The organism is Methanohalophilus profundi (genome assembly GCF_004137855.1).
Classification (GTDB): Archaea; Halobacteriota; Methanosarcinia; order Methanosarcinales; family Methanosarcinaceae; genus Methanohalophilus; species Methanohalophilus profundi.
On sequence record NZ_QBKB01000002.1, the window covers coordinates 758,317 to 781,583 of the forward strand.

The window sequence follows — 23,267 nt, forward strand, 5'->3', positions numbered from 1 at the left end:
GCAACTCATGAAAATAATAGCCTTTGTAGGAATGCCCGCCTCCGGGAAATCCGAAGCCTCAAAAGTGATCCGTAATATGGGACTTAACGTAATCAATATGGGAGATGTGATCCGGGAAGAGGTCAAGCACCGCCAGCTCGATCCAACAGACAGCAACACGGGAATGGTAGCCAATGACCTGAGGGACAAAGAAGGCATGGATGCAGTTGCCAGGAGATGTATCCCGAAAATCAAACAAAAAGATAAAGATGTTGTTGTGATCGATGGTGTCCGCGGGATTGCAGAAGTAGAAACTTTCAAGAAGGAATTTGGAAAGGAATTTTCATTAATTGCTATAAGCAGCCCTATTGAAAACCGGTTTGAGCGTGTGCGTAAAAGATGCAGAAGCGATGATATGCAAAAATCGAAGATTTGAAAATAAGGGATGAAAGGGAAATGAAATGGGGAATGGGCCAGGCAATGGAAACGGCCGATGTAACCATTGACAACACTGCAAGTCTCAAAGAATTCAGACAACACGTAAAAGATACGGTGGAAAGAATAAATGGCCAGCGTTAAGTTTTGGGCCCGTATAAATCCAACAGAGGATGCCTCAAAGGTATGTGGGGCACTTACAAGAATTAGTGGTCTTACACCCTGTTTAGATGATAATATCGCAGTTATAGATTGCAACCATCGTGACCTCCAAATCTTCCACCGCCTGCTGCGGGATGAAGAAATTCTCGACACTGCAAGATCCGTTCTCGAAAAGGGAATACAAAGCCCGGAAGAAAAAATAAGTTTCATGCTCAATAAACAGGTTGCTTTTGTGGGACGCATCAGTTTTCCTGCAGGAGAAGAGGAGTTAGGGTCGATCCATGTGGAAATTGAATGCAATGAAGGGGAACTGGAAGATATAATTAACTGGTTAGTACCTCCCACAGAAGAAGGAAAACCTGTTTATGAAAAGGAAATGCCTCCATTAAGAGAAGGTGAGTAAGTTGCCACCAGCAATCGGATTTTCTGCAAGAGCAGGCGGAGAAAAACCACTTGAATGGGCTTATGAACTGGAAGAGATGGGATATTCAGCAATCGAACTTGTACAGGAAGGAACGCAGAAAATTACTGCTGAAAACATTGACAGGGTGCAACAGATAAAGGATACAACAAACCTGACCTTCACGATACACCTGCCATTTTCTGACATAAACCTTGCAACCCTCAATCCCGGCATACATAAAGAAATTATAAGGCAGATGGGACATTGCCTGCACATGGCATCAGGTCTTGCTGAAATCGCAGTAATCCATCCTGGTTATCTCTCCCCTGAAGGAGCATTATACCCCGAAAAGGCCTGGGATAATACGATAAAATCCCTGAAAGAGATAAGCACGATTGCAGGGGAAGAAGGAATTATGCTCGCACTGGAGAATATGCCAGATATGCCTCACATATTCGGAAAATACCCTGCTGAGATACTGGAAATAATAGAAAAGGTTGATTCGGATAATATTGGCATGACACTTGATATCGGCCATGCCAATACAATGGGTCTGCTTGATGAATTTCTGGATTCCTGCAGGGAAGTAATGGTCCATTCCCACATACATGACAACCATGAAAAAAGGGATGAACACCTCCCTCTTGGAAAGGGTTGCATTGACTGGAAAAAAGTATTTGACAGGGCCGACGGTTATGAAGGGTTGTTCATTACAGAGATGAAAAATCTGGAAAATGGAACCGAATGCATGGAATATCTAAAATCAAATCTTATTCTTTAACTCTTCCGTGCCTTGTATCCACATCATCCATCCTATCCAATAATTTACGTATTGCAGTCCGAATAGCATCCGACTGACTCACGAATTTCCTATCTACCCCTACGTGACAATTAAGATCATCAAGCAACTGCTGGGGGATATCCACACTAACCTTGGGCATAAATCTCACTCTCCTGTGAATTTTATATAAGATAATAACCGATAATACATATAAACGACTCGTTGAATACGGGCCTAAGAGAATAAATTGGCATACGTTCAATTATGCTTATAAATAAGGGGGAAGTTTTATTCCAACAGCCGGATATAACATATTTTTGGGGTTTTACAAAATTGTAAGCTCAATATTGAAACCTATAGAAGAAAAGCCAGACACAAAGGACTCCGATATTGAGTGGGATGTATCACACAAGCATCTCAAGCCCGGGGAAAATATCACAATAACGGGCAATACTAAGCCCGACACACGCATAAACATGATCGTGAGATTTAATGTTGCAGTTGCGGTACATGATGGCAGGTACAGCCATGATTTCCGGAAAGTGCACATTCCAGAAGGACCGAATGAATTTAAAGTCCAAACAAGACCTGTTAAAAACATGACATTTACCGTTAAAATGTTGATGCCTTTCCGACAACACAGGGATGCTGAAGAGTCAGTGGCCACATACATAGACACAAATGTGCCTTCCGGCACCTTCAATATAAACATCAGTGGGGATGCACAGGAAAATACCGAAACGATCCAGATGGATGTGAAGGCCTCACAGGTCATCCGAGCCGATCCTGAAGGTAATATTAGTTATACGTATGATACAACCCCATTTCGTCCTGGAATCGTTGAGATCGAAATCGGCAATGATAAAAAAGAAGTAGAACTTATAGGGGAAGATTGAACTTCCCTTATAAATTATTATTTTGACATCAAAGCAATGAATCTGCTCGATTCCATCACAGGAACACTGTCTATTTCGCAGATATCGGACCATGGAAGGTTGAAAGCCGCATAGGCTTCTGCATCATCACATTCGTAGAGGATGAAATAACGTCCTCCTGTAAGGTCAACCCACTGTTTGATTATATTGATACCTGCAGGTGGTTTTAGTTCCTTGAAGTGTTCAATTACCTTGTCGCTGAGAGTAGGTTCCCATGTACTAACATCCATATATAACATATTTTCAAATCCTCCTTTACAGTTAGGAATGAGATAGATGGCTAACTATCACCCCACGGAACCCCATTCCTTATCAATAAATATTAAGAAAGTAGTATATAGGTTTTGTTGTTTGGCCTATTTTTAATCCAAAATCGAAGAAAGAAAAATATTGAATATTATTTGGAAAATTGCAAAGAATAACAAAATAGGCGGGCCGGAAGGGATTTGAACCCTCGGCCTATGGATTAAGAGTCCATCGCTCTGCCTGACTAAGCTACCGGCCCATTTGTGCGGCCCTTCATAGGTATTACCTGAATATATACGTTTCGGCAAAAAGATAAAACAAAAACAGTACATAGCACTATTAGGAAGTAATTTATCGCTAAATGAAGTGGGGAGTTATAGTGGGAGAAATGGATAAATCAAAACAATATCCTACGGATATGTATTCCACCCTTGTCAAAAAAAGTAATGATGGGATAATAATAATCCAGGATGAGGCCATAATATTTGCAAACCCCAAGTTCAGGGAGATTCTCGATATACATCCGAAGAACTTAAGGGAATGAATTTCAAAAATATTTTTCCTGCTGAAAGCATCAATATGATCAGCGAACGATATCATCGCAGGCTCAAAAAGGACCCCAATATTCCTGAAAGATATGAAACCGAAATGCTCAGCAAACAAGGATTAAGGGTTCCTGTAGAGATCAGTGCATCTTACATAGAACACGACAACATGCCTGCTGACATGGCAATAATCAGAGATATAACAGAGAGAAGGGATGCAGAAAAAAGATTTGAACAATATGCCAAAAGCCTTGAAAAAAACTACCATGTCAAAGAGCTATTCGGGGACATAGTAAGTCACGATCTGAAAAATCCTGCAGGAGTAATTAAGGGTTACTCACAGTTGCTGATCGAAGGGGAAGAGGACGCAGAAAAAAAGAAGATGGCCATTACTATCAACCGGAACATAAACAGGATACTGGAACTTATTGAAAATGCGTCTGTTTTTGTAAAACTTGATACACTCACAGACATCAAATTCGAAAAAGCAGACCTTGCCATGATGTTGCAAAAAGTTGCAAATGAATATGCAGAAGAAATTCAAGAAAAAGAAGTTGACCTGAAAATAAATGTCAGTGGACAATACCCTGCAAACATCCACAAATCAATTGAGGAAGCATTTTCCAATCTCCTTTCAAATGCAATAAAATACGGGCCTGCAAAGGGCCAAATAACCATCGATATAATAAAAGATAATGGCATGTGGAAGATACGTTTTATCGATGAGGGAGAAGGAGTACCCGATGAGAAAAAAGAACTCATATTTGAAAGATTCGAAAGAGCAGGATCATCTGTCAGTATAAAAGGAACCGGGCTTGGACTTGCAATTGTAAAAAAGATAATGGAACTACATGGCGGCCAGACAGGTGTTGAGGACAGGCAAGATAGAAAGGGGAGCATTTTCTGGGCCACCATCCCCCGTGCCTGATCAGGCGTGTTTTACCACACATTTATGCAGACCGGTAACCTCCACAATATCACTGTTATCCGGACTCTGAATTATCATCTGTCCCTTGCGAAGATAAGGAATCCTTTTTTCAAATTCCAGTGGAACATTTAATGCATTTATGGCATTGTCGTTTGAGAGATTGAGAATAATCCGGCTATTAATCTGCTTGAGCACGGTGTCATCGATGTCCTGTGGGTCCTGAGTAATCAGGAAAAGACCAAGTGTTTCCTTGCGCCCCTGCCTTGCTGCATCTGCGAATCTGGAAACAATACGTCTTGAATGAGCCGACATCGCACCGGAAAGATACCTGTGTGCTTCATCAAGAGCCAGTAATACAGGGGTTTTCTTAACAGAATCATTGCCTGATGTGCTGAGTTTGTTATCCACTACAATCGTCATCAAGGTGAGAGTAATGAGATCCCTGATACGGCTGTTATTTATATATTCAGTCGGGAAAACACTGACCCTGCCCGGCTTGAAAACCTCATCAAGTATTTCGGTTATCGGTTTTGCCGGCTGGTCGAATACCCTGCTGAAAGAGCGGTTCTTGACCTTACGCACAATGGCATCATAGGAAGATTCATGGATTTTCCCGCTATCCACATAAACAGAACGTGTGCCTTCATCCGCAATGAAACCTGTAAATCCCTGATAGGTATGATTTGCAGGAGTCTTGAAATAATCCTCAAGCAACAGCTCAAGGCCTATATACTGGTTTTCCGTCAATTCAGCTGCTGATATCAACCAGGAATTATTCCTCACAAGTTCGAAAGGAATTGTAAATTCCATTTGTTGTGCACGGGATTTACCCGGATAGGACTGGCCGTCCACACTTGCCAGGAATGTCCTTGTATCCTGATGGCCTCCATGCAAGACGTCCTCTTCTGCAAAGGTCACTTCATCGGCATATCCTATATCCGCATTATCCTCAAACAACTGGGAATATTCATCCTGTGGATCCATTATCACAAGACACGGGTTTTTCTTCCTGCCCTGCTCACCCCTTACAATGTACTGGTTATCCGATGCCAGGAATTGACGCAGAATATTCTTTGTAAGAAAGGTTTTCCCCGTACCGGTACTTCCGCACACCAGCATATGACGGAACATAAGCGGATCACCCATTGAATAATCATTGCGCAGATAGTAGGCAACTGTTGGAGGAGAAGCATGTGTCCTGACAAGTTCACCCCCCACACTCAAATGTCCCAGAAAAATACCTTCGGTAGGAATGTTGAGACCTGTCTGGATCTTGAGTTTTTCAGAAACCGGTAGTATTGGAGTATTGGGACGGGGAAGCCTGTCGGCCATGCGACGCATTAGGCCTGCCTTTACGGGAGACAGGATACATAGAGGGTCAAGATATGCAAGGAATTTGTAATCTATCTCATTGGTATTATTGGCCTTTAACATGCGCCGGGAATGCAACTCTGTCGCATCATCCACTTCAAATTCCTGCAGGTACTGCAGTTTCCAGACCCTTGCAAACAGATCTTCATCTCCGTAGGGAACCAGTACATATGTACCAAGCCTGACATTCGGCCTGTGCGAAGAAGTAATATAACCAGTAAGCCGTGCACCTGATTCAGTTATTTCAAGTGGGTCAATTCCTGTTGTAATTGTACCCAGCGCATTATCAAAGGATGATCCATCCGGATTATCCACTGTATCAGGAACATATTCCTCAAAATCTTCAACCGGTTCTTTCGAGGATACACGGTCCCCCTTATCACCTGTGGCATAAGCAAGTATGTCGTCATCATTATCCATCTGTATCACTCCAGCGTATATCGTTGTATTTCGTATCAACCCTGAGTTTATTGAATTGCCCCAGAATCTGTTTCCTTTCTTTTTTGCGTATCTTTGCTATCGAATCCACCTTGGAGAGGGTCGGTGGGATACCGCCTATTGAAATGTCATATAATACTTTGCGGGTGAGCAGGTGCCTCATATCATCATCTTTTGTCAGACCATAAGGAGATTCTACTTTAAAAAGAACATTCATAGCAGGAACATAGATCACAAAAAATGTCAATGCATAATCCTCTGCATCATATTTGTGGGAAAGAGAACTATCCATCAAAGGACTTGTGGTCTGGAGCATATTCTCATAGAACTGGTTGGGTTGCATGAACCAGTTTGTATAAGTAATGCAATTGCGTGAGTCTTCAGCAGAAGGATAGAGGACATTTTTGAAAAACTGGGCATCTACCAGCCAGGGTATATCCAGCTCCTTTTCCTGCTTTTTTAGCGTTTGTACGATCTGCATATCTTCAGGATTTTTCACAAATCCTACCAGTGGAAGACTATTATCCATTGCGTGGTCCATGATATCAATGTAATTTTGCAGGATTTTCAATGCCGAAGGATCATACCTTATTCTGACTTCTTCAGAAGGCACAACCATCCAGTACATTAATTGTTTGGGGTATATGGGGCCATCCATTATGAAAAAATCCCCTTTTGCAAAAATATCTTTCATCCAGAGAATATGTTCGGATTCGGAAAGGTAAAGAGCAATATTGTGAACGAGGCGTTTTTCCCTGGTCTCCAGCAGACCTGCCTCAATTTTTACCAGACGGCTTCTGCCATTGCCCCTATCAAATAATTTCCAGTCCTGCGAGGTGTTGATAGTAACATTTGCAGAAGAGGAGTAAGTAGCAGCAACAATTGTTCTTTTGGAATGGATGTCAAGATCAGTCGGCGAGGAAGCCATTGCACAATGACAGAAATCCAGTGCAAGCCCCGAATCAAAGAGAAAAGTGTTGGTACTTCCACTATCAGATGAAAGAGTTCTTTCAACAGGGTCTTTCGATTGTGACATACGGGCCATATCTACCTTTCCCCTGTATAACCTCCCGATAGATTTCAAAACAATTCTGGAGCCGTATTTTAGTTCTTTTAAAAAATCAAGAAGATCAGTAGCATCGCTGTCTTCATCTTCCTGCTCTACATCCATTTCAATACCGGATGCGATTTCTTGTATGGCTTTTATGTGAATCGGTTCAAGTGACATTTAGTGTTAAATGAGGTGCCCAACAATATATAATTATTCACATAGACTGGAATTTTCAGCAGATAGCGCCACTTTTCATAGAAAAAATTATCACCATAAAGTATAAAAAGAATTAGGGCATTTATCGTTTGGATTCCAAACGATTATTCCCTGTTTAATATTGAAGTATGTTTACAAAAAAAGATTGGTATAATCTTTTACTAAATAACCTATTAAAAAAAGAGGGGTTATTTTTATTTCTGAGGAAAGAACGAAGAAAATTATAGTCAGCAACTTAACAAAGATATTTGGTAAGAATCCAAACAAAGCTTTGTCCTATGTTGAAGAAGGTCTTTCAAAAGATGAAATTTTCAACAAGACTGGTCATACAGTAGGCCTGTATGATGTGAGTTTTGATGTTTCTGAAGGAGAAATTTTTGTACTTATGGGCCTTTCCGGTTCCGGTAAGTCAACCCTTCTGCGGTGTCTAAACCGACTCATAGAACCCACATCCGGATCGATAACTATTAGCGATGAGGATGTTACAAAGGCCTCCAGTGAGAGACTCAGGTTGATAAGGGAAAAACAGATCAGCATGGTCTTCCAGAATTTCGCCCTTTTGCCACACAGAACCATCATCGATAATGTTGCCTATGGTCTTGAAATACAGGATTACTCAAAGGATGAGAGACATGAAAAGGCAGCAGTCGCAATCGAAACTGTTGGGCTGAAAGGCCATGAGTCCAGTAAACCATCCCAGTTGAGTGGTGGTATGCAGCAGAGGGTCGGACTTGCAAGAGCCCTTGCAACAGACCCGGAAATCCTCTTAATGGATGAAGCATTCAGTGCCCTTGACCCGCTTATCCGCAGTGAGATGCAGGATGAGTTGCTTGAACTTGAGGAAAAGATGCAGAAAACAATTGTTTTCGTATCACATGACCTTGATGAGGCCCTCAAACTCGGTGACCGTATTGCCTTGATGAAAGATGGAGAAATTGCCCAGATCGGGACTGCCGAAGAGATTCTCACAAACCCTGCGAACGATTATGTATCCAAGTTCGTTGCCGGTGTGGACAAAACAAAGATCCTTACTGCTGAGAATGTAATGAAGAGGCCTGACCCGGTTGTATCACTCAAATCTGGCCTACAAGTTGCCCTGAAACTCATGGAAAAGCACGGCATATCCTCCATATACGTAGTGGATAAAGCCAAGCGCCTTCAGGGATTCCTGAAAGTCGATGATGCTGTACGAGCACAGAAAGCCGGAAAAACCATGGAAGATGTCGTCATAAAAGAGTTCCCGAAAACTACAATCGATACTCCACTTCAGGACCTCATATCAATCCGGGCAGAAACTGACCAGCCAATTGCAGTTGTTAATGAAAATGAAAAGCTTGTAGGTGTGATAGTCAGAGGCAGTATTCTTGCTGCACTTAAGACCACAGAAGAAGATGATGAAGAACAAGAGGAGGAGGAGGCAGAACAATGATAGTACCACAACTCCCTATAGGCAGTGTTGTCGAATCTGCAGTCTACTGGATTAGTGATACTTTTGGCTTCATCCTTGATGCATTCAGTGCTCTCTTTGGGTTTGTCATTGATATTTTCAAAGATGTACTGATGGCAATGCCACCTCTGTTGTTTGTTGTGCTGATTGCAGCCATTGCATACGTAGTTGGGCGAAAGGATTGGAAACTTGCTTTAGGCACTGCCCTTGGATTCATAGTGATACTGAGTATGGACCTTTGGGAATATTCCATGGAAACAATCGCTCTTGTAATTTCGTCTGCTGCACTGGCCCTAATAATAGGTATTCCGCTGGGTATACTTGCAGCAAAGAGCGAGACTCTTTACAAGGTACTGAGACCTATTCTGGATCTTATGCAAACCATGCCTTCATTTGTTTATCTTATCCCGGCAGTTATCTTCTTTGGACTCGGTAACGTGCCAGGTATGATTGCAACCGTTGTGTTCTCCATGCCCCCTGCAATCAGGCTTACAACCCTTGGAATTACCCAGGTGCCTACAGAACTTGTAGAAGTTGCCGACGCTTTTGGTTCAACCTCATGGCAAAAACTTATCAAGGTCGAAATACCTGTATCTTTGAAGACAATAATGGCCGGTGTTAACCAATGTATAATGCTTGCCCTTTCAATGGTCGTTATTGCTTCAATGATCGGAGCCCGTGGCCTTGGATACCAGGTATTGATAGGAATCCAGAGGGTTGATATAGGAGTTGGATTCGAAGCAGGACTTGGAATTGTCATAATCGCTATTGTTCTTGATAGGCTTACACAGCACCTTACACCAAAGTAAGTGCTAAAGCCTTCATTCTTTTTATCCAATTAACACAGGAGGAATATAGAAAATGGATAATAAATATAAAGCAGTAATAGTAGGAATTTTGTTAGTGCTTTCTCTCTTTGCCGCTGGTTGTGCCCAGCAGGGAGACGAAGGTGAAGAAACCGATAATGGTGCAGATGAGCAAAAAACCACGAGTATCGGCTATGTTATGTGGGATGGTGAAATTGCCAGTACCAACGTAATGAAAGAGGTCCTTGAACAGGCCGGTTACGAAGTAGAAATAATCGCTGTTGATGCAGGACCACTGTACCAGGGACTTGCAGATGGCCAGTTTGACTTTACAACATCCGCATGGCTTCCAAAAACCCAGGCAAATTACTGGGAGCAGTATGGAGACCAGGTGGATCGTGTCGCAGTAAACCTTGAAGACTGCAAACTCAGTCTTGTAGTACCAACTTACATGGAAGACATTAACTCCATTGAAGACCTGAATGCAAACAAGGAGAAGTTCAATGGAAAGATCACCGGTATTGACCCCGGTGCAGGTATTATGCAGAACACAGAAGATGCAATTGAAATGTATGACCTGGACTATACTCTTGAAGCCAGCAGCAGTGCTGGAATGGCATCTGCACTTGACGGTGCTTACAGAGACGAGGAACCAATTGTTGTCACCCTCTGGACACCTCACTGGGCATTCGGCAGATATGACCTGAAGATGCTGGATGATCCACAGCAGGCCTACGGAGAAGCAGATAATGTAGAGACCCTTGCAAGACAGGGACTCGAGGAAGAAAAACCTGAACTCTATGCAATCATCAGCAGATTCAATTGGAGCCATGATGAGATTCAGACCGTAATGGCTGATATGGAATCTGGCATGGATGCCGAAGACGCCGCTGCAAAGTGGGTCGAAAACAATCCTGACAGAGTTAACGAATGGATTGGAACTGAATAAGGGTAATTTACCCTTATTCCTGTTTTTTTAATCGTTCCAACCATCCTTATAATAAGCAAACAGGAATGATAGCTTGAGATATAATGTTTTGAAAGTATTAAGGAGATAATCCTCACCTCTTTTTCCGCAACCTTTAATAACCAGCATTCCCTCTAAAGTAATCCACATATTCAAATAATCAATATAATAGAGAGTGATAATTATGGGCAAGACAGGAAGTATTGAATGGGTAAAAATAAAAGGACGCAAAGGCAACACAATCAAAGTTAAAAAAGCCAGAGCTAACAAGGCACACACTGCACCTGCACAGAGATATTCTTCTGCAGGTACAAAGAGGAGATTCAAAAGAAGATCCCAAAAAGCCATTGTTGGCTGATTTTCTTTTTTTTTATTATACTAATTTTTAGAATATAATTTTCAATAGGCTAACCGATATTCCCCTTGCAGTAATATTTATATAGAACCACAAACATGTACAAACAACCTGTATAATACAGGGAATATCAATTTGATGTATATAATACGGAGGTAAAAGTAATGGCAGGACAGATGGCTGGCGGACAGCCAATTTTTATTTTAAGAGACGGAAATCAGAGAACCAGGGGCAGGGATGCCCAGAGCAACAACATAATGGCTGCAAAAGCTGTGGCTGAAGCTGTCAGGACCACACTCGGACCAAAGGGAATGGACAAGATGCTTGTAGACTCCCTTGGTGACGTAGTGATTACAAATGACGGTGCAACCATACTCAAGGAAATGGACATCGAGCACCCTGCTGCCAAGATGATCGTTGAGGTAGCCAAGACTCAGGATGATGAAGTAGGAGACGGAACAACCACTGCTGCTGTGATCACCGGTGAACTGCTCAAAAAAGCAGAGGACATGATCGAGCAGGATGTACATCCAACAATCATCGCATCCGGATACAGGATGGCAGCTGAGAAAGCTGGCGAATTGCTCAAGGGACTTGCACAGAAAGTTACAATCGATAACAAGGACACCCTGATAAACATCTCCAATACTGCCATGACAGGAAAGGGTGCCGAGGCTTCCAAAGATGTACTCAGCGAAATCGCCGTATCCGCTGTCGCAAGCATTGCAGACAAGACTGATGGCGAAAACATCGACATCGACAACATAAAGGTCGAAAAGAAAGTCGGTGGCAGCATCGAGGATTCAGAACTCATTGAAGGAATGATCCTTGACAAAGAGCGTGTACATTCCAACATGCCAAAGAAAGTCACCGATGCAAAGATTGCACTTATCAACAGTGCCATCGAACTCAAAGAAACTGAAGTCGACGCGGAAATATCCATCACCTCACCTGACCAGCTCCAGTCCTTCCTGGACCAGGAAGAAAAGATGCTCAAAGGCCTTGTAGACGAAGTCGTCGCAAGCGGTGCAAACGTTGTCTTCTGTCAGAAAGGTATTGATGACATGGCACAGCACTTCCTTGCCAAGGAAGGAATCTTTGCAGTCAGACGTGTCAAAAAGAGTGACATGGAAAAACTCGTACGTTCCACCGGCGGTAAACTGGTTACCAACATCGAGGAAATGACCGCAGACGATCTTGGAAAGACCGAGACCGTGGAAGAAAGAAAGATTGCTGGCGACAACATGGTCTTTATTACCGGCTGTGTCAACCCAAGATCCGTATCCATCCTCCTGCGCGGCGGAACCGAACATGTAGTCGACAATATTGAAAGAGCACTCCATGATGCTCTGCGCGTAGTCGGCGTAGCCATAGAGGATGAAAAACTCGTATCCGGCGGCGGCGGTCCAGAAGTAGAAGTGGCCCTTCAGCTGCAGGATTACGCATCATCCCTAAGCGGCAGGGAACAGCTGGCAGTTAAAGCATTCGCAGAATCCCTTGAAGTTATCCCAAGGACCCTTGCAGAAAACGCAGGTCTGGACCCAATCGACATGCTTGTAGAACTTCGCTCCCACCATGAGAAAGGCGCCAAGACCGCCGGTCTTGATGTCTACAGTGGAAAAGTCATTGACATGTGGGACGCAGGTGTCGTTGAACCCCTGAGAATAAAGACCCAGGCAATCAATGCTGCAGCAGAAGCATCCGTAATGATCCTGAGGATCGACGATGTAATTGCATCCTCCAACCCATCCCCATCAAGCGGCGGTGGCGAAGGCGGCATGCCACCAGGCATGGGCGGCGGAATGCCACCAGGCATGGGCGGCGGAATGCCACCAGGTATGGGCGGTATGCCACCAGGCATGGGCGGAATGTAATTTGAGACAAAACATATGATGTATAGCTTTCAAGGCTATGCATCAACTTCTTTTTTTGTTTATTTTTCCAAATAATAATTCAGATTCTACGTTATTATTTCTGGATTACTTGTAATCAAGACTATTCATGAGATCAATCACTGAGTGTAATTAATATATCAACACGATCAACTCTTTCCCCTTTCCCTTGCTATCCAAAGAGACATTCCAAATGCAATCAAAGTAAACATTCCACTAAAACCGGGAACTTTATATGAAGATTGCTTGGGCTCATCAGTTTCTGCATCCTTCAGGTAATAGTAAACTTCACCGCCACCAGTATCGATATAAAAGGTAGTGGCAGCGGGGCCTGTTATATAAGTCACAACCCAGAAAGGATGTGAATCCCGGAATACAACATGGATGTCAATCGGAGATACCGATGAATTCATCTCCTTTGCAGATATATGGAGTGCCTGTTCCTTATCCACGGATACCTGTAACTCATTGAATGTCTTGACCCATCTGATATTACCTTTTTGTTCCATGAACATAAGTTCCCTGAAAACATCCCTGTTGGCTACAAGATAAACAAGTGAAGAAGTCTGGTTCATGTCTGTGGGTATTTCTTTCCATTTCCGTGGATCATGGGAGTTGATAAAAGAAATTATTGTATCATTATCTTCAGCCTCAGGATGAGCAGCGAAAAAATCATCCAGCGGACCCGCAGGTTCGAAAGGAATTGTCTCATTCATCCCGATCTGCCGGACCCATACAATTTCTCTTTTCCATTTTTCATCTCTTCCTTTGCTTATTTCAAGAAATACTAATTTTTTCGAACATTTCTCTTTTGGAATTATGTATTTGTACCTATGAGTTCGATTTATATAGGCAATTTGATAATCACTTATCCCACATGCGTTTATAAAATCCATGATTTCTTGATTTTCTTCTATCAAATACATATGTTGCAAACGAAAGATTTCTGCTCGACTAAAACCATCTCCAGGAGGGGGAGTGAGATCTTCGGCAAACGCAGGCGTAACTACCAATGTTATTATAATTAGATAGGCTACGATTAGTTCTATTTTTTTCATGCATACACCCAGAGGAAAAAGTGTAGATAAGATAGCTTCATCGTTGAAATAAACACGAATAAACACAGAAGTTTCAGATCTGTGTTTATTCAGGATTTACTATGTATTTTGGGCTCTGTAGAAATCCTCATTTGAATAATTACTGAAACTGTAATATCCAATATATGACTGAATCAAAGCTTTCAATCTATACTAACAGTAGAACCATTTTATCTTATCTCTGTAACTGTCTCAACGACTACTCCTTTTTCTTCATCAATTAAGAAATCAATTATCTTGTTTCCTGATCTAATTCTTAAAGCAGGAGCACATCCTGGGCCGTCATAATCCTCTGGAGTTGGATGACAGGAATAAACCACACCCATAATTGTTCCTCCTTCCTGAATTACCTGTCTCGCACGGATGTCATTGAGTGCAATCTTGGCTATATTAGAAGGATCTGTTTTGAGCCATTCAGACTCCGATTTATCATAAGGTGGAAGTACTTCAATCGCAGAGTAATTAATATCTAAATCCTCCACTTCTTCATTTACAGATGTATCAACACCATTTGATATCTGAGAAGATTTTTCAACTGATTCAGGGCCTATACATCCAGCGAAGCTACTGATAAGCAAAAAAATAGTCAGACAAATAACATTAAATTTAATATTTTTAGTACAAACAAAATCTGTAAACAAGTTCTTTTCCTCCGATATTCTCTTTGTCTACTTTATTTTTTAATTTTATAATTAGCAAAAATATAAGAGATAATGAAATTATTTTTATCTTCATTACCTTGAATATATTAATTTATTTTAAATTTATGTTCTCAATTTGACTTGAGATGATGAATAAATGACAACATCTAATCCGCAAATCACTATTGGTCTGACATTACAGGCACAATGCTTCATATATACAGGATTGCCAGATAAATGGCATTTTCCTGAGTTCAATCAATTAATCCCTCTGACAAAAATTACCATCCAGAACAGAAAACAACATATCGAAAGAATGTTGTACTCTATTTCTTTTCTTGCTGCAAAATATCCTACCAGACCACCCAGTATAGCAAGGATTCCAAAATAAGCAAATGTCTTTGTACTGATAAACTCACCTGATACGATTAAGCCAAAATATATGTCAAGAAAAAGCCCGACTACAGGTATCACTCCAATAATAACGGACCCGATCTCATCTCCTGTAAGCAATCCATATATGATGGGAGCTAACGGTAAAAGGAGCATACCGAAAAACACAACCGGAAAGGCCAGTAAGTCCCCAATTATTGGGCGCAATGCGTCTCCCAGATAATCTATTCTAGTTGTAATAATAATGACTACTGAAGATATGATTATTGGAAGTATTAATTTTTTGAAATGTATCATTTTTTCACCAAAATTAAAAAATAAAACGGTGGATTGAACCACTTCCTGAATACTATTCAATTTCCATTTATCACGGTCGAGTTCCCATCGCTTTTATCATAATTACTTCATCGCCATAATTGGAAGTTTCAGCTATGATTTTCCAAGCGGGATAATATGTAATTTCATCTTTGTATCCATAGGGATAATAATCAAAGAGATCAAAATAAACGAGTTCAACATCCACTATTTTAATCCTTCCCAATGATGACATAGGATAATCACCTGTATCTGTGACGAAGTTACCGTTTTTCACCTGATGGAGAATGTGCTCATCTGAATAATCTATCCTTACCTGTTCAATAGAATTTAATCTACCTGTATTGATACTGGTTTTTGTTATATTATGATTAGTAACAAGGAAACAAATATCATCAGCAGAACTGCCACATTCCTCAATAGAGTCCTCGAAATCAACATACAGGACACTCGAGGAAGCATTGCCCTGAAATATCGGTAACTTATCTGTTGGTATTGCAGGAACTTCTGTATTCAGGCTGACTCTCTGATTTTGCAGGATTGCCCACAACTGGCCAATTTTTGTAAGCGGGATGTACTCTAGAGACAAGCCTTCCTCCATTTCTTCTATAGTCGGGTAATAATTGAAGGCACTATAAAGCGGGGAAAATACTGTGGAAATGATTATCAATATGATTAAAACTTGAATTGCAATCTTTTTCTTCCTCTGCATGTAATCACCTTCAAAAAAGGGAATAGAGGATTATTTAGCCACCCCACCTACAATTCTCGTTACGTTATCACCATTGCGGTTAACACCTCTGAATATCCACACTGGTTCATAATACTCCTGTTCACTATCCGGAGTAGCTGAGAAATAACCAAGTTCTATCTTGTGAATCTCAACCGCAGGACTGGTTTCTCCTACAGGATTTCTCATAATCTGGCCTGCTTTCAGTTTCTCTATAGCTTCCTCCCCACTTATCACTTCCATTGTTCCAATTTCTTCCAACATTCTCCAGCTTTTGGAGAAATACGTTATTTCACCATTTTCCCCAAGTGAAATAGTAATGGTGTCACCAGGACCCACAACAGGCATCCCATTTATGTTTCTTTTATAGGTGACTTCGGTCATTACAGGATACTCGGCCTCCACAACCGGCTCTCCACTACTCTTATTGATCTGTTTAAGGTAGAGTGATTCCACACCATAAAAATAAGCATCTTCAGGGAGCCCTCCGTGCTTTTGAATAAACTGGCTGGCAATTTCCAGAGATTCTTTTTCAGACAGAATGGAATCTTTTGTATCCATTATATCTGGACTACTTTTTTCTTCTAGTTCTTCGTAAAGCACTTTGTAGAAAGGAAGTTGTCCCGTGGTTGCAGGTATTTGGGTATTTATTATGATGTCTTCCGTTTGCCCCAAACTTGCAACCGAGTCATTGTCATCGGTTGCCACAAAAATTAAACCTGCCATTGCAGCCACGACTAATAACATAACTCCGAAATATTTGTAATTCATGCTCAACACTCCCATGAAAGATAACAATAGCTAGAATCGTCAGGATATTCATCTGCCTCCATATCACCTTGCCCATGAAGATGATCAGTGTTCCATTGATCTATGTTATCAGTAATGATTGCAGCAGTTACATCTGTATCATAGGTATCTTTTGTTGCTTTATAGAATGAAGTTGTCATTTTGTAATCATTGATAATTGTGTTTGTGAAGAATCTATCTATTAGCGAAGTTGATACCGTTGATTCCGTCGTGAATCCCATAATACCATGCGAATATCTTAAGGCATCTGCCCAGTCATCTTCATCGGCTAAGATGTGACAGCTGTGAAGAAATACCCATTCATTATCCTGATCCCATTTATCAGCAACATCCTGTGCTCTTACATCTTAAATGTTAATGCCCGGCAACCAATTACGTAATGCTAATTCTGTACCGATGTCATCTACCCCATGGCCAAAATGAAAATGAAAATCTGCTTCATCTAAACCTTTGTATCCACTGTTGCTTGTCCCGAAATCCGATTCATCCACATTATATTCACTTTCGTGGAATTCCTCGGTCCATCCTGCAACATCATGCAGCCAATATTCAACTCTTTCATATTCATTTTGACCCCATGGATCAAGGTCACCTAAGATTACATATTCGTCAATAGTAGTTACTGAATATTCATATGCACTTGCAGTAGATATTGTTAAAATGTTAATACATATGAATAACACCAATACGCCACTCATTCTTTTGTTCATGTCTTTACCTCATTTGTTCAATTTACCCCGAGGCAAAGCTACGCTTATATACTGTAAACATCAAACTTGAGCCTGCCTTTGGGCCAATGTGGAGTTCTGGCTGGTTAACATTCATCGGAACTCCACATTGCAAACTCTCATTCGATGTTAAACTATATATTATTTGTCATAATTCAACTAAATATGAGTGATTAATATTAATCACTTTGATTTACAACTGAAATCGCTGAAACAGATATATTCCTGAAAAACCAGAATATTTGAAAGCACCAGTGCTTCCCATCAGGTGCTACAAGATTGTCAAAGCTACTACAAAAGATGAAATAATCAATAAAATGAATGTGATTAGCCGATTAATGTTCCTGTTGCGTGCATAATCTTGGGAATGTGAGCAACAATAACAATATTATAACCCGACTTGACAGTCAACGTCGGGTTATAGGATAATAATTGAAATAGCTATAAAGTGGAATGAATGCAAGAGAAGATACAATTAAGTCAAGTCAAGAAAATGTTATCAGGTTTTTTCTCCTTTGCATTTCTTCACCCTAAATAAGAAATAGAGGTTTACTCTTTCACATAGATGGCTGCCCTTCCCACCAAAATACTTCGATTTCTTACCCCTCAACATCATCAATGCCAACAAATACGATTCTTTCATTTTCTTCCAATTCATTTTCAAGTTTTCTTGCACTATCGTATCTAATGTCATCATCAAATCGCACATAGCACTGAACAGATTGATTCAATTGCAGACCGTGTTTATTAAGTATCTCAAGGAAATCCTCATCGACTATAACTTCATTTGAAACCGTAATTATGTAATAATCTCCTTTTGCAATAACATACCTTGATTCAGTCCAGTTTTCTACTTTTGCAAATTCATACATTAGAGGTAATCTTTCAGTTTTGTCAACCATCAGGTAATAGCTTATTTCCGTGTTATAGTTCAGTTCATATTCTGTACCCAAATCATAATCTCCAAGAATTTGCCTCATTTCCGGTTCTGTAACCCCCTCTTCAAACCAGACGGACAATCCACCCGCCATTATTTCATTTTCATTTATTGTATAAGGGCTATAGTCAAAATTAGCAATCAAAACTTTATTGTACCCCTCAAGATCGTCTTCAATTCGTTTCAAAGTATTGTAATCAACATCAACGGTAGGTTTTTTCTTATCACCAAAACGAAGATAACACTGGACTCCGGTTTTAAGTTGCAAATTATGCTCTTCCAATGCATTCATGAAATCTGTATTCTCTTTTACTTCTTTTCCAAAAAGAATTACACAAGAGTTTGATTTTTCAACTATCTCCATATTCACAGACTGGTTTTCAAGATTCTCAAGTTTGTTCCTTAACACCAACATCTCATCATTGTCTGCCACAATGTAGCGTTTTTCCCATAGATAATCAATATTGTATTCAAGTTTATAGTCTATGGGCAGGCCATAGTCTTCAAAATTCTCCCTGGCTTCAATCTCAGTAACGTCTTCCTCAAAAATAACAAACATGCCGGCTACTTCTGTGTCATCTGAAGGTAGAAAGCTATTTGAGGGTAGAAAGAGGATAACTGCCCCAACAATCATCATTGTGATCAACAAAAGAATATTCTTCCCCATTTTGAAACCTCTTCTAAAAAGAAAAAGGAAGGACAATTAGTCCTTCACAAATATGTGGTTTACTACATTTCCCCATATTTCTAAGCGATTTGATCCTGAATTGACTGGCCAGGGGTCATTTATGGAAATATATCTTATTCCATAATCTTGGTATCCGATGCAGGCTCTTGCATGCCCTGTCACTGCACTTTTTAAGGGTCTTTCATTATTAATCTCTGAAACTACGTCATTAAAATCGGGTGTGTCATCATGATATGATCCGTCTTTATCCAATCCATTTGAAGCCTTGTAATAAGTTAATTGCTCAGAATTAGTGCAACCGCCTGTATCACCGTCCATTATCCCAAAAATGTAATCTTGCGTATGTGTTACTCCATAATATTTGGCAATCATTTGTGCAGTTGCAGGAGCACAATAATAACTCTCTTCCTGTCCGTATAATGGCACATCGAGTTCTTTTGAACCAATTCTTGGAAGGTCCTTTTGTGCATCAGTGTAAGGTTGTTGCATTAATTCTATAACTTCAGAGCTACTGTCCCATTTAGCTACATTTTCTCCTGCTTTGTCCTCTGAAATACTGTCATACACAGACCAGATACCCGGTTCATTTTCAGTTGGTTCTTTATCTGGTATTAGTTCAAGGGAATATGCATCTACAATTACTCTATGTTTGTTTCCTGTAGCTTTGTCAATTACTAAACTCATTGCCCCGAATTTAGGATAACTGTATACAACCATTCTGGTTGATTGGATTTCCCCGGATGGGTATTTGTCGTTGGCAATTTCAATCGATTTTTCCATTGCCTTATTTTGATCGAAAGGCCTGGGATCAAATTCGAAAGCCTGAACTGGATAACCGAGAGTCTTGTTAGCATTTACCTCAATTCTACCTATCAATTGTTTGCTATCATATACAGAAAACAGGTAATGTAGCTTTTTGCCGTCTATATCGTAAAATTCAACTGGTTGGGGATCAATATCTGCATCCTTCCAATCTTCAAATTCCAGCGCACCAATTGCAGAAAAATAAGCCACATGAGCATCTGCATGTTCAAGAGCCTTTTTTGCACTGACATCGTAATTCTCGTCTGACTGTGCACCCATTGCTGGCACTATCGTGAATATAAGGAATAGCGCCATCAGCAGGGTACTTATCCGTACTAAATTATTCTTCTTCATTTTATTTACCTCGTTTGTTCAATTCTATTCCCGAGGTAAAGCTACGCTTATATACTGTAAACAGCAAACTTGAGCCTGCCTCTGGGCCAATGTGGAGTTCAGGCTGGTTAACATTCATCGGAACTCCACATTGTAAACTCTCATTTGACGTGATCGTATATATTACTTGTTATAATTCAATTAAATATGAGTGATTAATATTAATCACTTTGATTAACAACTGGAGTCCCTGAAAATAACTTTCTGAAAAACCAGAACTGCAAAAACAGACCCTCAACAAGATGACAGAGAAGAATTCCCTCTTCATTGTTGCCCCTTAAAATTGAAACTTAATTCCAACAGGACAATGGTCCGAACCAGTCACTTCCCTTAAAATAGAAGCCTCGGTTACATTCAGCTCCATATCATCACTTACAAAGAAATAGTCCAATCTCCATCCGACATTACGATCCCTTGCTCTGGTCTTCAAGTCCCACCAGGTATAGTTACCTTCCCCTTCATTAAAAAGCCTGAAAGTGTCGACAAAACCATGAGAGAGGAACTTATCTATCCATTCCCTTTCGACAGGAAGGAAACCGGAACGTTTTTCGTTCTGTTTTGGTCTTGCAATATCAATCGCTTTGTGAGCAGTGTTCAGGTCTCCGCATACGACTACAGAATAACCCTCCTGTCTTAATTCCTGTGTATATTCCAGGAAAGCCTCATAGAAATCCATTTTATACTGAAGTCGCTCATCCGAAGAATTACCATTGGGAAAGTAAATATTGAAAAGTACAAAATCATCATAGAAGGCGATTAAAATCCTTCCTTCATGGTCGAAACGGTTTATGCCAAAACCATAACGAACTTCTTGTGGCTGGACCTTACTGTAAAGGGCAACCCCGCTATAACCTTTCCTTTCAGCCGCACTGAAATAACTGTAATAATCATCTATGCGCCTGACATTCGGCGGCAGCTGGGAAGGGCGGGCTTTTGTCTCCTGCAAACACAGGATATCAGGTGATTCAGAATCTAACCATTCCAGAAATCCTTTTTTAGCAACTGCACGTAAACCATTGACATTCCAGGAAAGCAGTCGCAGATTTATTCCCCCTCATTTTTTGCAGGAGAAATACCTATATCGACAGCCCGAATAGTAGCAATTACTTCATCCCCTTCATCGATATCCAGATCTTCCAAATCCTTTTCTCCCATTATAGAAGTTAATACTGCAGACTCAAATTCAATTTGAATTCTGGAGATGCCATCAGAAGATTCTACTTGCCTGACCTTACAGGCAATATTGTTGATCTCACCAACATTTTCAGAGGATAAATCCTCCTCCACCATCCTGTCAACATAATCCCGATTCAGCTCATATTGATTTATCAGATCCCTTCCATACTCTGTAAGAAAAGTACCCTGCTCCTTACCTCCTCTTACAGTCCTTACAACATCATGTCCGATTCTCAAATTCATCTTCTTCAATATGTTCCAGGCATGTTTATAGGAGATCTGGAGCTTTTCACAGGCTTTTTTCAGGGATTTTTCTTCATCTATAGCTTTCAGGAGACGTACCTTACCGGCACCAATCACAGGTTTGCCTTCATGTGTCAGCCATACTTTTGTACGGGTTTCCAGAATATCAACCCCTAATGCATTTTATTACATCATCTGCAGGATAGTTCAGACGAATAATACGGGTTCTGCCCCGCATACCTTCACCTGAAAACGAAACATCCAGATAATGTGAATCTTTTAATTTATTCACCAACCCATAAAACCGGGTATATCCCAATTCATTATTGCCATTGAAAAGTTCGTAAAGTTCGCCTGCTTTGATTTCATCATTTTCCGCCACAAGCCGCAAGATCTCTTTTTCATTTTCTGAAAGGGAGGATATGTTACGCCTCAGATGCAAAAGACGTGATGATTCATAGGCCTTATCCACATCATCCTCTGAAATGTTTTTGCTTGCCCTTTTTTCTGCATTCAGGCCCGATCTCTTGAGTAGATCGATACCAACACGCAGATCACCGGTCACATCGACATAGTTCACTATTTTCTCTCTGACTTGATCCGGAACTACTTCCGGATAAAAAGCCAGCTGGATTCGGGAAGAAATGATGTCTCCTATTTCGTCATAAGAATAAGGAGGAAATTCAATCTCTTCAGGCAGGAATACAGAACTCACCTTTGGATCAAACCTGTAAAGTTTTCCCGTATCACTTACAATTGCAATCACACCCATTTTCACACCGGGATACTGTTCATGGGCTCGCAGTATGGAATACATGATCTCATCGGCATGTCCGCCGTGGAACAAATAATTGATATCATCCAGACACACCACCATTGCCCTGTCCTTTTCGATAAGTTTCAGGACTATCTTTTCAAAAAGTTTCCTGAAGGCTACTCCTGAAGACGGAGGATCTATATTGAAAAGTTTGCGATATATGCGTGAAACAACAGCAAAGCGAGTGGAATCCATCTGGCAATTGATCTTAACCAGGACCACATCCGAGGTATGTGCTTCTATTTCTTCAAAAACCTTCAATACAGCACTGGTTTTTCCGGTGCCCGGGGGACCATAAACAAGACAATTAATAGGTCTCATACCTTTTACTGCAGGCTTTAAACTATAGATGAGAGATTGTAACTGAGAATCCCGGTGCATAAATTGTTCGGGAAGATAATCCAGCTCCAGTACGATGGGATCTCTGAAAATTGTCTCATCCCAGAGAAGCATATTATTTTTCATATACCTGACTCCTTAACCTATTATCAAATTCCCCTGTAAATATAATAGCTTTTTTGCAGGGCAATTTGGAATC

Annotated in this window: 27 protein-coding genes, 1 tRNA gene and 1 pseudogene; 12 read left to right on the forward strand and 17 right to left on the reverse strand. The window is 40.7% G+C overall.

The window, feature by feature from the left end:
- The first annotated feature begins 7 nt into the window (after positions 1-7).
- Genes C9889_RS03965 through C9889_RS03975 form a run of 4 tightly spaced genes read left to right on the forward strand, consistent with a single transcriptional unit; the run spans position 8 to position 1,760 of the window.
- Positions 8-415 (forward strand): AAA family ATPase, encoded by a 408-nt coding sequence (locus C9889_RS03965; RefSeq protein WP_318531519.1) that lies wholly within the window; start codon positions 8-10, stop codon positions 413-415.
- Entirely contained in the window at positions 412-558 is a 147-nt protein-coding gene (locus C9889_RS11140; RefSeq protein ID WP_318531520.1) for a nucleoside/nucleotide kinase family protein, read from the forward strand. The genes C9889_RS03965 and C9889_RS11140 overlap by 4 nt, the downstream gene beginning before the upstream one ends.
- Positions 545-979, forward strand: a complete 435-nt coding sequence (locus C9889_RS03970; protein ID WP_129597350.1) for an RNA-binding domain-containing protein — start codon at positions 545-547, stop codon at positions 977-979. Before C9889_RS11140 ends, C9889_RS03970 begins: the two co-directional genes overlap by 14 nt.
- A complete protein-coding gene (locus C9889_RS03975) occupies positions 972-1,760 on the forward strand; it encodes a sugar phosphate isomerase/epimerase family protein (RefSeq protein WP_318531521.1) in 789 nt (262 codons plus the stop codon). The genes C9889_RS03970 and C9889_RS03975 overlap by 8 nt, the downstream gene beginning before the upstream one ends.
- On the opposite strand, the gene C9889_RS03980 is transcribed toward C9889_RS03975, so the two are convergent.
- Positions 1,750-1,920, reverse strand: a complete 171-nt coding sequence (locus C9889_RS03980) for a ribbon-helix-helix domain-containing protein (RefSeq protein ID WP_129597352.1) — start codon at positions 1,918-1,920, stop codon at positions 1,750-1,752. The two genes, C9889_RS03975 and C9889_RS03980, sit on opposite strands and share 11 nt — an antisense overlap.
- A 187-nt stretch (positions 1,921-2,107) precedes the next feature.
- On the opposite strand from C9889_RS03980, the gene C9889_RS03985 reads away from it, so the two are divergent.
- Positions 2,108-2,656, forward strand: a complete 549-nt coding sequence (locus C9889_RS03985) for a hypothetical protein (RefSeq protein ID WP_129597354.1) — start codon at positions 2,108-2,110, stop codon at positions 2,654-2,656.
- Positions 2,657-2,673: 17 nt separating this feature from the next.
- On the opposite strand, the gene C9889_RS03990 is transcribed toward C9889_RS03985, so the two are convergent.
- Positions 2,674-2,934 carry a DUF3303 domain-containing protein gene (locus C9889_RS03990; protein WP_129597356.1) on the reverse strand — a complete coding sequence of 87 codons (261 nt, stop codon included), beginning with the start codon at positions 2,932-2,934 and terminating at the stop codon, positions 2,674-2,676.
- Positions 2,935-3,126: 192 nt separating this feature from the next.
- Positions 3,127-3,200, reverse strand: a tRNA-Lys gene (locus C9889_RS03995).
- A gap of 129 nt (positions 3,201-3,329) precedes the next feature.
- Between C9889_RS03995 and C9889_RS04000 the strand changes: the two genes are divergently transcribed.
- The gene (locus tag C9889_RS04000) at positions 3,330-3,485 is read left to right on the forward strand and encodes a PAS domain-containing protein (RefSeq protein WP_225420093.1); all 156 of its coding nucleotides are present in this window, start codon (positions 3,330-3,332) and stop codon (positions 3,483-3,485) included.
- Positions 3,482-4,414, forward strand: coding sequence for a PAS domain-containing sensor histidine kinase (locus tag C9889_RS04005; protein ID WP_129597360.1), 933 nt, complete (start codon positions 3,482-3,484; stop codon positions 4,412-4,414). Before C9889_RS04000 ends, C9889_RS04005 begins: the two co-directional genes overlap by 4 nt.
- Here C9889_RS04005 and C9889_RS04010 read toward each other — a convergent pair whose 3' ends face one another.
- Together C9889_RS04010 and C9889_RS04015 are read right to left on the reverse strand one after the other, a co-directional pair.
- Positions 4,415-6,205 (reverse strand): ATP-binding protein, encoded by a 1,791-nt coding sequence (locus tag C9889_RS04010; RefSeq protein ID WP_129597361.1) that lies wholly within the window; start codon positions 6,203-6,205, stop codon positions 4,415-4,417.
- Positions 6,198-7,451: a DNA double-strand break repair nuclease NurA gene (locus C9889_RS04015; protein ID WP_129597362.1), complete on the reverse strand. Its 1,254-nt coding sequence runs from the start codon at positions 7,449-7,451 to the stop codon at positions 6,198-6,200. Before C9889_RS04015 ends, C9889_RS04010 begins: the two co-directional genes overlap by 8 nt.
- Before the next feature lie 310 nt (positions 7,452-7,761).
- Between C9889_RS04015 and C9889_RS04020 the strand changes: the two genes are divergently transcribed.
- The 5 genes from C9889_RS04020 to thsA all read left to right on the forward strand — a co-directional run bounded on the left by C9889_RS04020 (position 7,762) and on the right by thsA (position 12,939).
- Positions 7,762-8,919 carry a quaternary amine ABC transporter ATP-binding protein gene (locus tag C9889_RS04020; protein ID WP_225419978.1) on the forward strand — a complete coding sequence of 386 codons (1,158 nt, stop codon included), beginning with the start codon at positions 7,762-7,764 and terminating at the stop codon, positions 8,917-8,919.
- On the forward strand, positions 8,916-9,746 hold the full coding sequence (locus C9889_RS04025; protein WP_129597364.1) for an ABC transporter permease: 831 nt from the start codon (positions 8,916-8,918) through the stop codon (positions 9,744-9,746). Before C9889_RS04020 ends, C9889_RS04025 begins: the two co-directional genes overlap by 4 nt.
- Positions 9,747-9,798: 52 nt before the next feature.
- Positions 9,799-10,692, forward strand: a complete 894-nt coding sequence (locus C9889_RS04030; RefSeq protein ID WP_129597365.1) for a glycine betaine ABC transporter substrate-binding protein — start codon at positions 9,799-9,801, stop codon at positions 10,690-10,692.
- Positions 10,693-10,894: 202 nt separating this feature from the next.
- Positions 10,895-11,068, forward strand: a complete 174-nt coding sequence (locus C9889_RS10055) for a DUF5350 domain-containing protein (RefSeq protein WP_158008567.1) — start codon at positions 10,895-10,897, stop codon at positions 11,066-11,068.
- Positions 11,069-11,229: 161 nt separating this feature from the next.
- Positions 11,230-12,939, forward strand: coding sequence for a thermosome subunit alpha (gene thsA, locus C9889_RS04035; protein WP_129597366.1), 1,710 nt, complete (start codon positions 11,230-11,232; stop codon positions 12,937-12,939).
- Positions 12,940-13,106: 167 nt separating this feature from the next.
- On the opposite strand, the gene C9889_RS04040 is transcribed toward thsA, so the two are convergent.
- The 12 genes and pseudogenes from C9889_RS04040 to C9889_RS04095 form a co-directional block, all read right to left on the reverse strand.
- Complete coding sequence (locus tag C9889_RS04040; protein WP_164999273.1) at positions 13,107-13,853, reverse strand: hypothetical protein; 747 nt, start codon at positions 13,851-13,853, stop codon at positions 13,107-13,109.
- 371 nt (positions 13,854-14,224) lie between these two features.
- Positions 14,225-14,695 carry a hypothetical protein gene (locus C9889_RS04045; protein WP_225419979.1) on the reverse strand — a complete coding sequence of 157 codons (471 nt, stop codon included), beginning with the start codon at positions 14,693-14,695 and terminating at the stop codon, positions 14,225-14,227.
- A gap of 258 nt (positions 14,696-14,953) precedes the next feature.
- Positions 14,954-15,385 carry a hypothetical protein gene (locus C9889_RS04050; RefSeq protein WP_129597368.1) on the reverse strand — a complete coding sequence of 144 codons (432 nt, stop codon included), beginning with the start codon at positions 15,383-15,385 and terminating at the stop codon, positions 14,954-14,956.
- 70 nt (positions 15,386-15,455) lie between these two features.
- Positions 15,456-16,115: a hypothetical protein gene (locus C9889_RS04055; protein WP_129597369.1), complete on the reverse strand. Its 660-nt coding sequence runs from the start codon at positions 16,113-16,115 to the stop codon at positions 15,456-15,458.
- A 30-nt stretch (positions 16,116-16,145) separates the two neighbouring features.
- Positions 16,146-16,904, reverse strand: coding sequence for a hypothetical protein (locus C9889_RS04060; RefSeq protein ID WP_129597370.1), 759 nt, complete (start codon positions 16,902-16,904; stop codon positions 16,146-16,148).
- A gap of 2 nt (positions 16,905-16,906) precedes the next feature.
- Positions 16,907-17,245 (reverse strand): annotated as a pseudogene (locus tag C9889_RS04065) (DUF6345 domain-containing protein); the annotation flags it as partial.
- 45 nt (positions 17,246-17,290) lie between these two features.
- Entirely contained in the window at positions 17,291-17,653 is a 363-nt protein-coding gene (locus tag C9889_RS04070) for a hypothetical protein (RefSeq protein ID WP_129597372.1), read from the reverse strand.
- Between the two features lie 617 nt (positions 17,654-18,270).
- On the reverse strand, positions 18,271-19,275 hold the full coding sequence (locus tag C9889_RS04075) for a UPF0228 family protein (RefSeq protein WP_129597373.1): 1,005 nt from the start codon (positions 19,273-19,275) through the stop codon (positions 18,271-18,273).
- 36 nt (positions 19,276-19,311) lie between these two features.
- Complete coding sequence (locus C9889_RS04080) at positions 19,312-20,454, reverse strand: C39 family peptidase (RefSeq protein WP_129597374.1); 1,143 nt, start codon at positions 20,452-20,454, stop codon at positions 19,312-19,314.
- A gap of 316 nt (positions 20,455-20,770) precedes the next feature.
- A complete protein-coding gene (gene xth / locus C9889_RS04085) occupies positions 20,771-21,541 on the reverse strand; it encodes an exodeoxyribonuclease III (RefSeq protein ID WP_164999339.1) in 771 nt (256 codons plus the stop codon).
- Positions 21,538-22,029, reverse strand: a complete 492-nt coding sequence (locus C9889_RS04090) for a LysR family transcriptional regulator (RefSeq protein WP_129597376.1) — start codon at positions 22,027-22,029, stop codon at positions 21,538-21,540. The genes xth and C9889_RS04090 overlap by 4 nt, the downstream gene beginning before the upstream one ends.
- 49 nt (positions 22,030-22,078) lie before the next feature.
- Positions 22,079-23,194: an ORC1-type DNA replication protein gene (locus C9889_RS04095; RefSeq protein ID WP_072358897.1), complete on the reverse strand. Its 1,116-nt coding sequence runs from the start codon at positions 23,192-23,194 to the stop codon at positions 22,079-22,081.
- Positions 23,195-23,267: the final 73 nt, after the last annotated feature.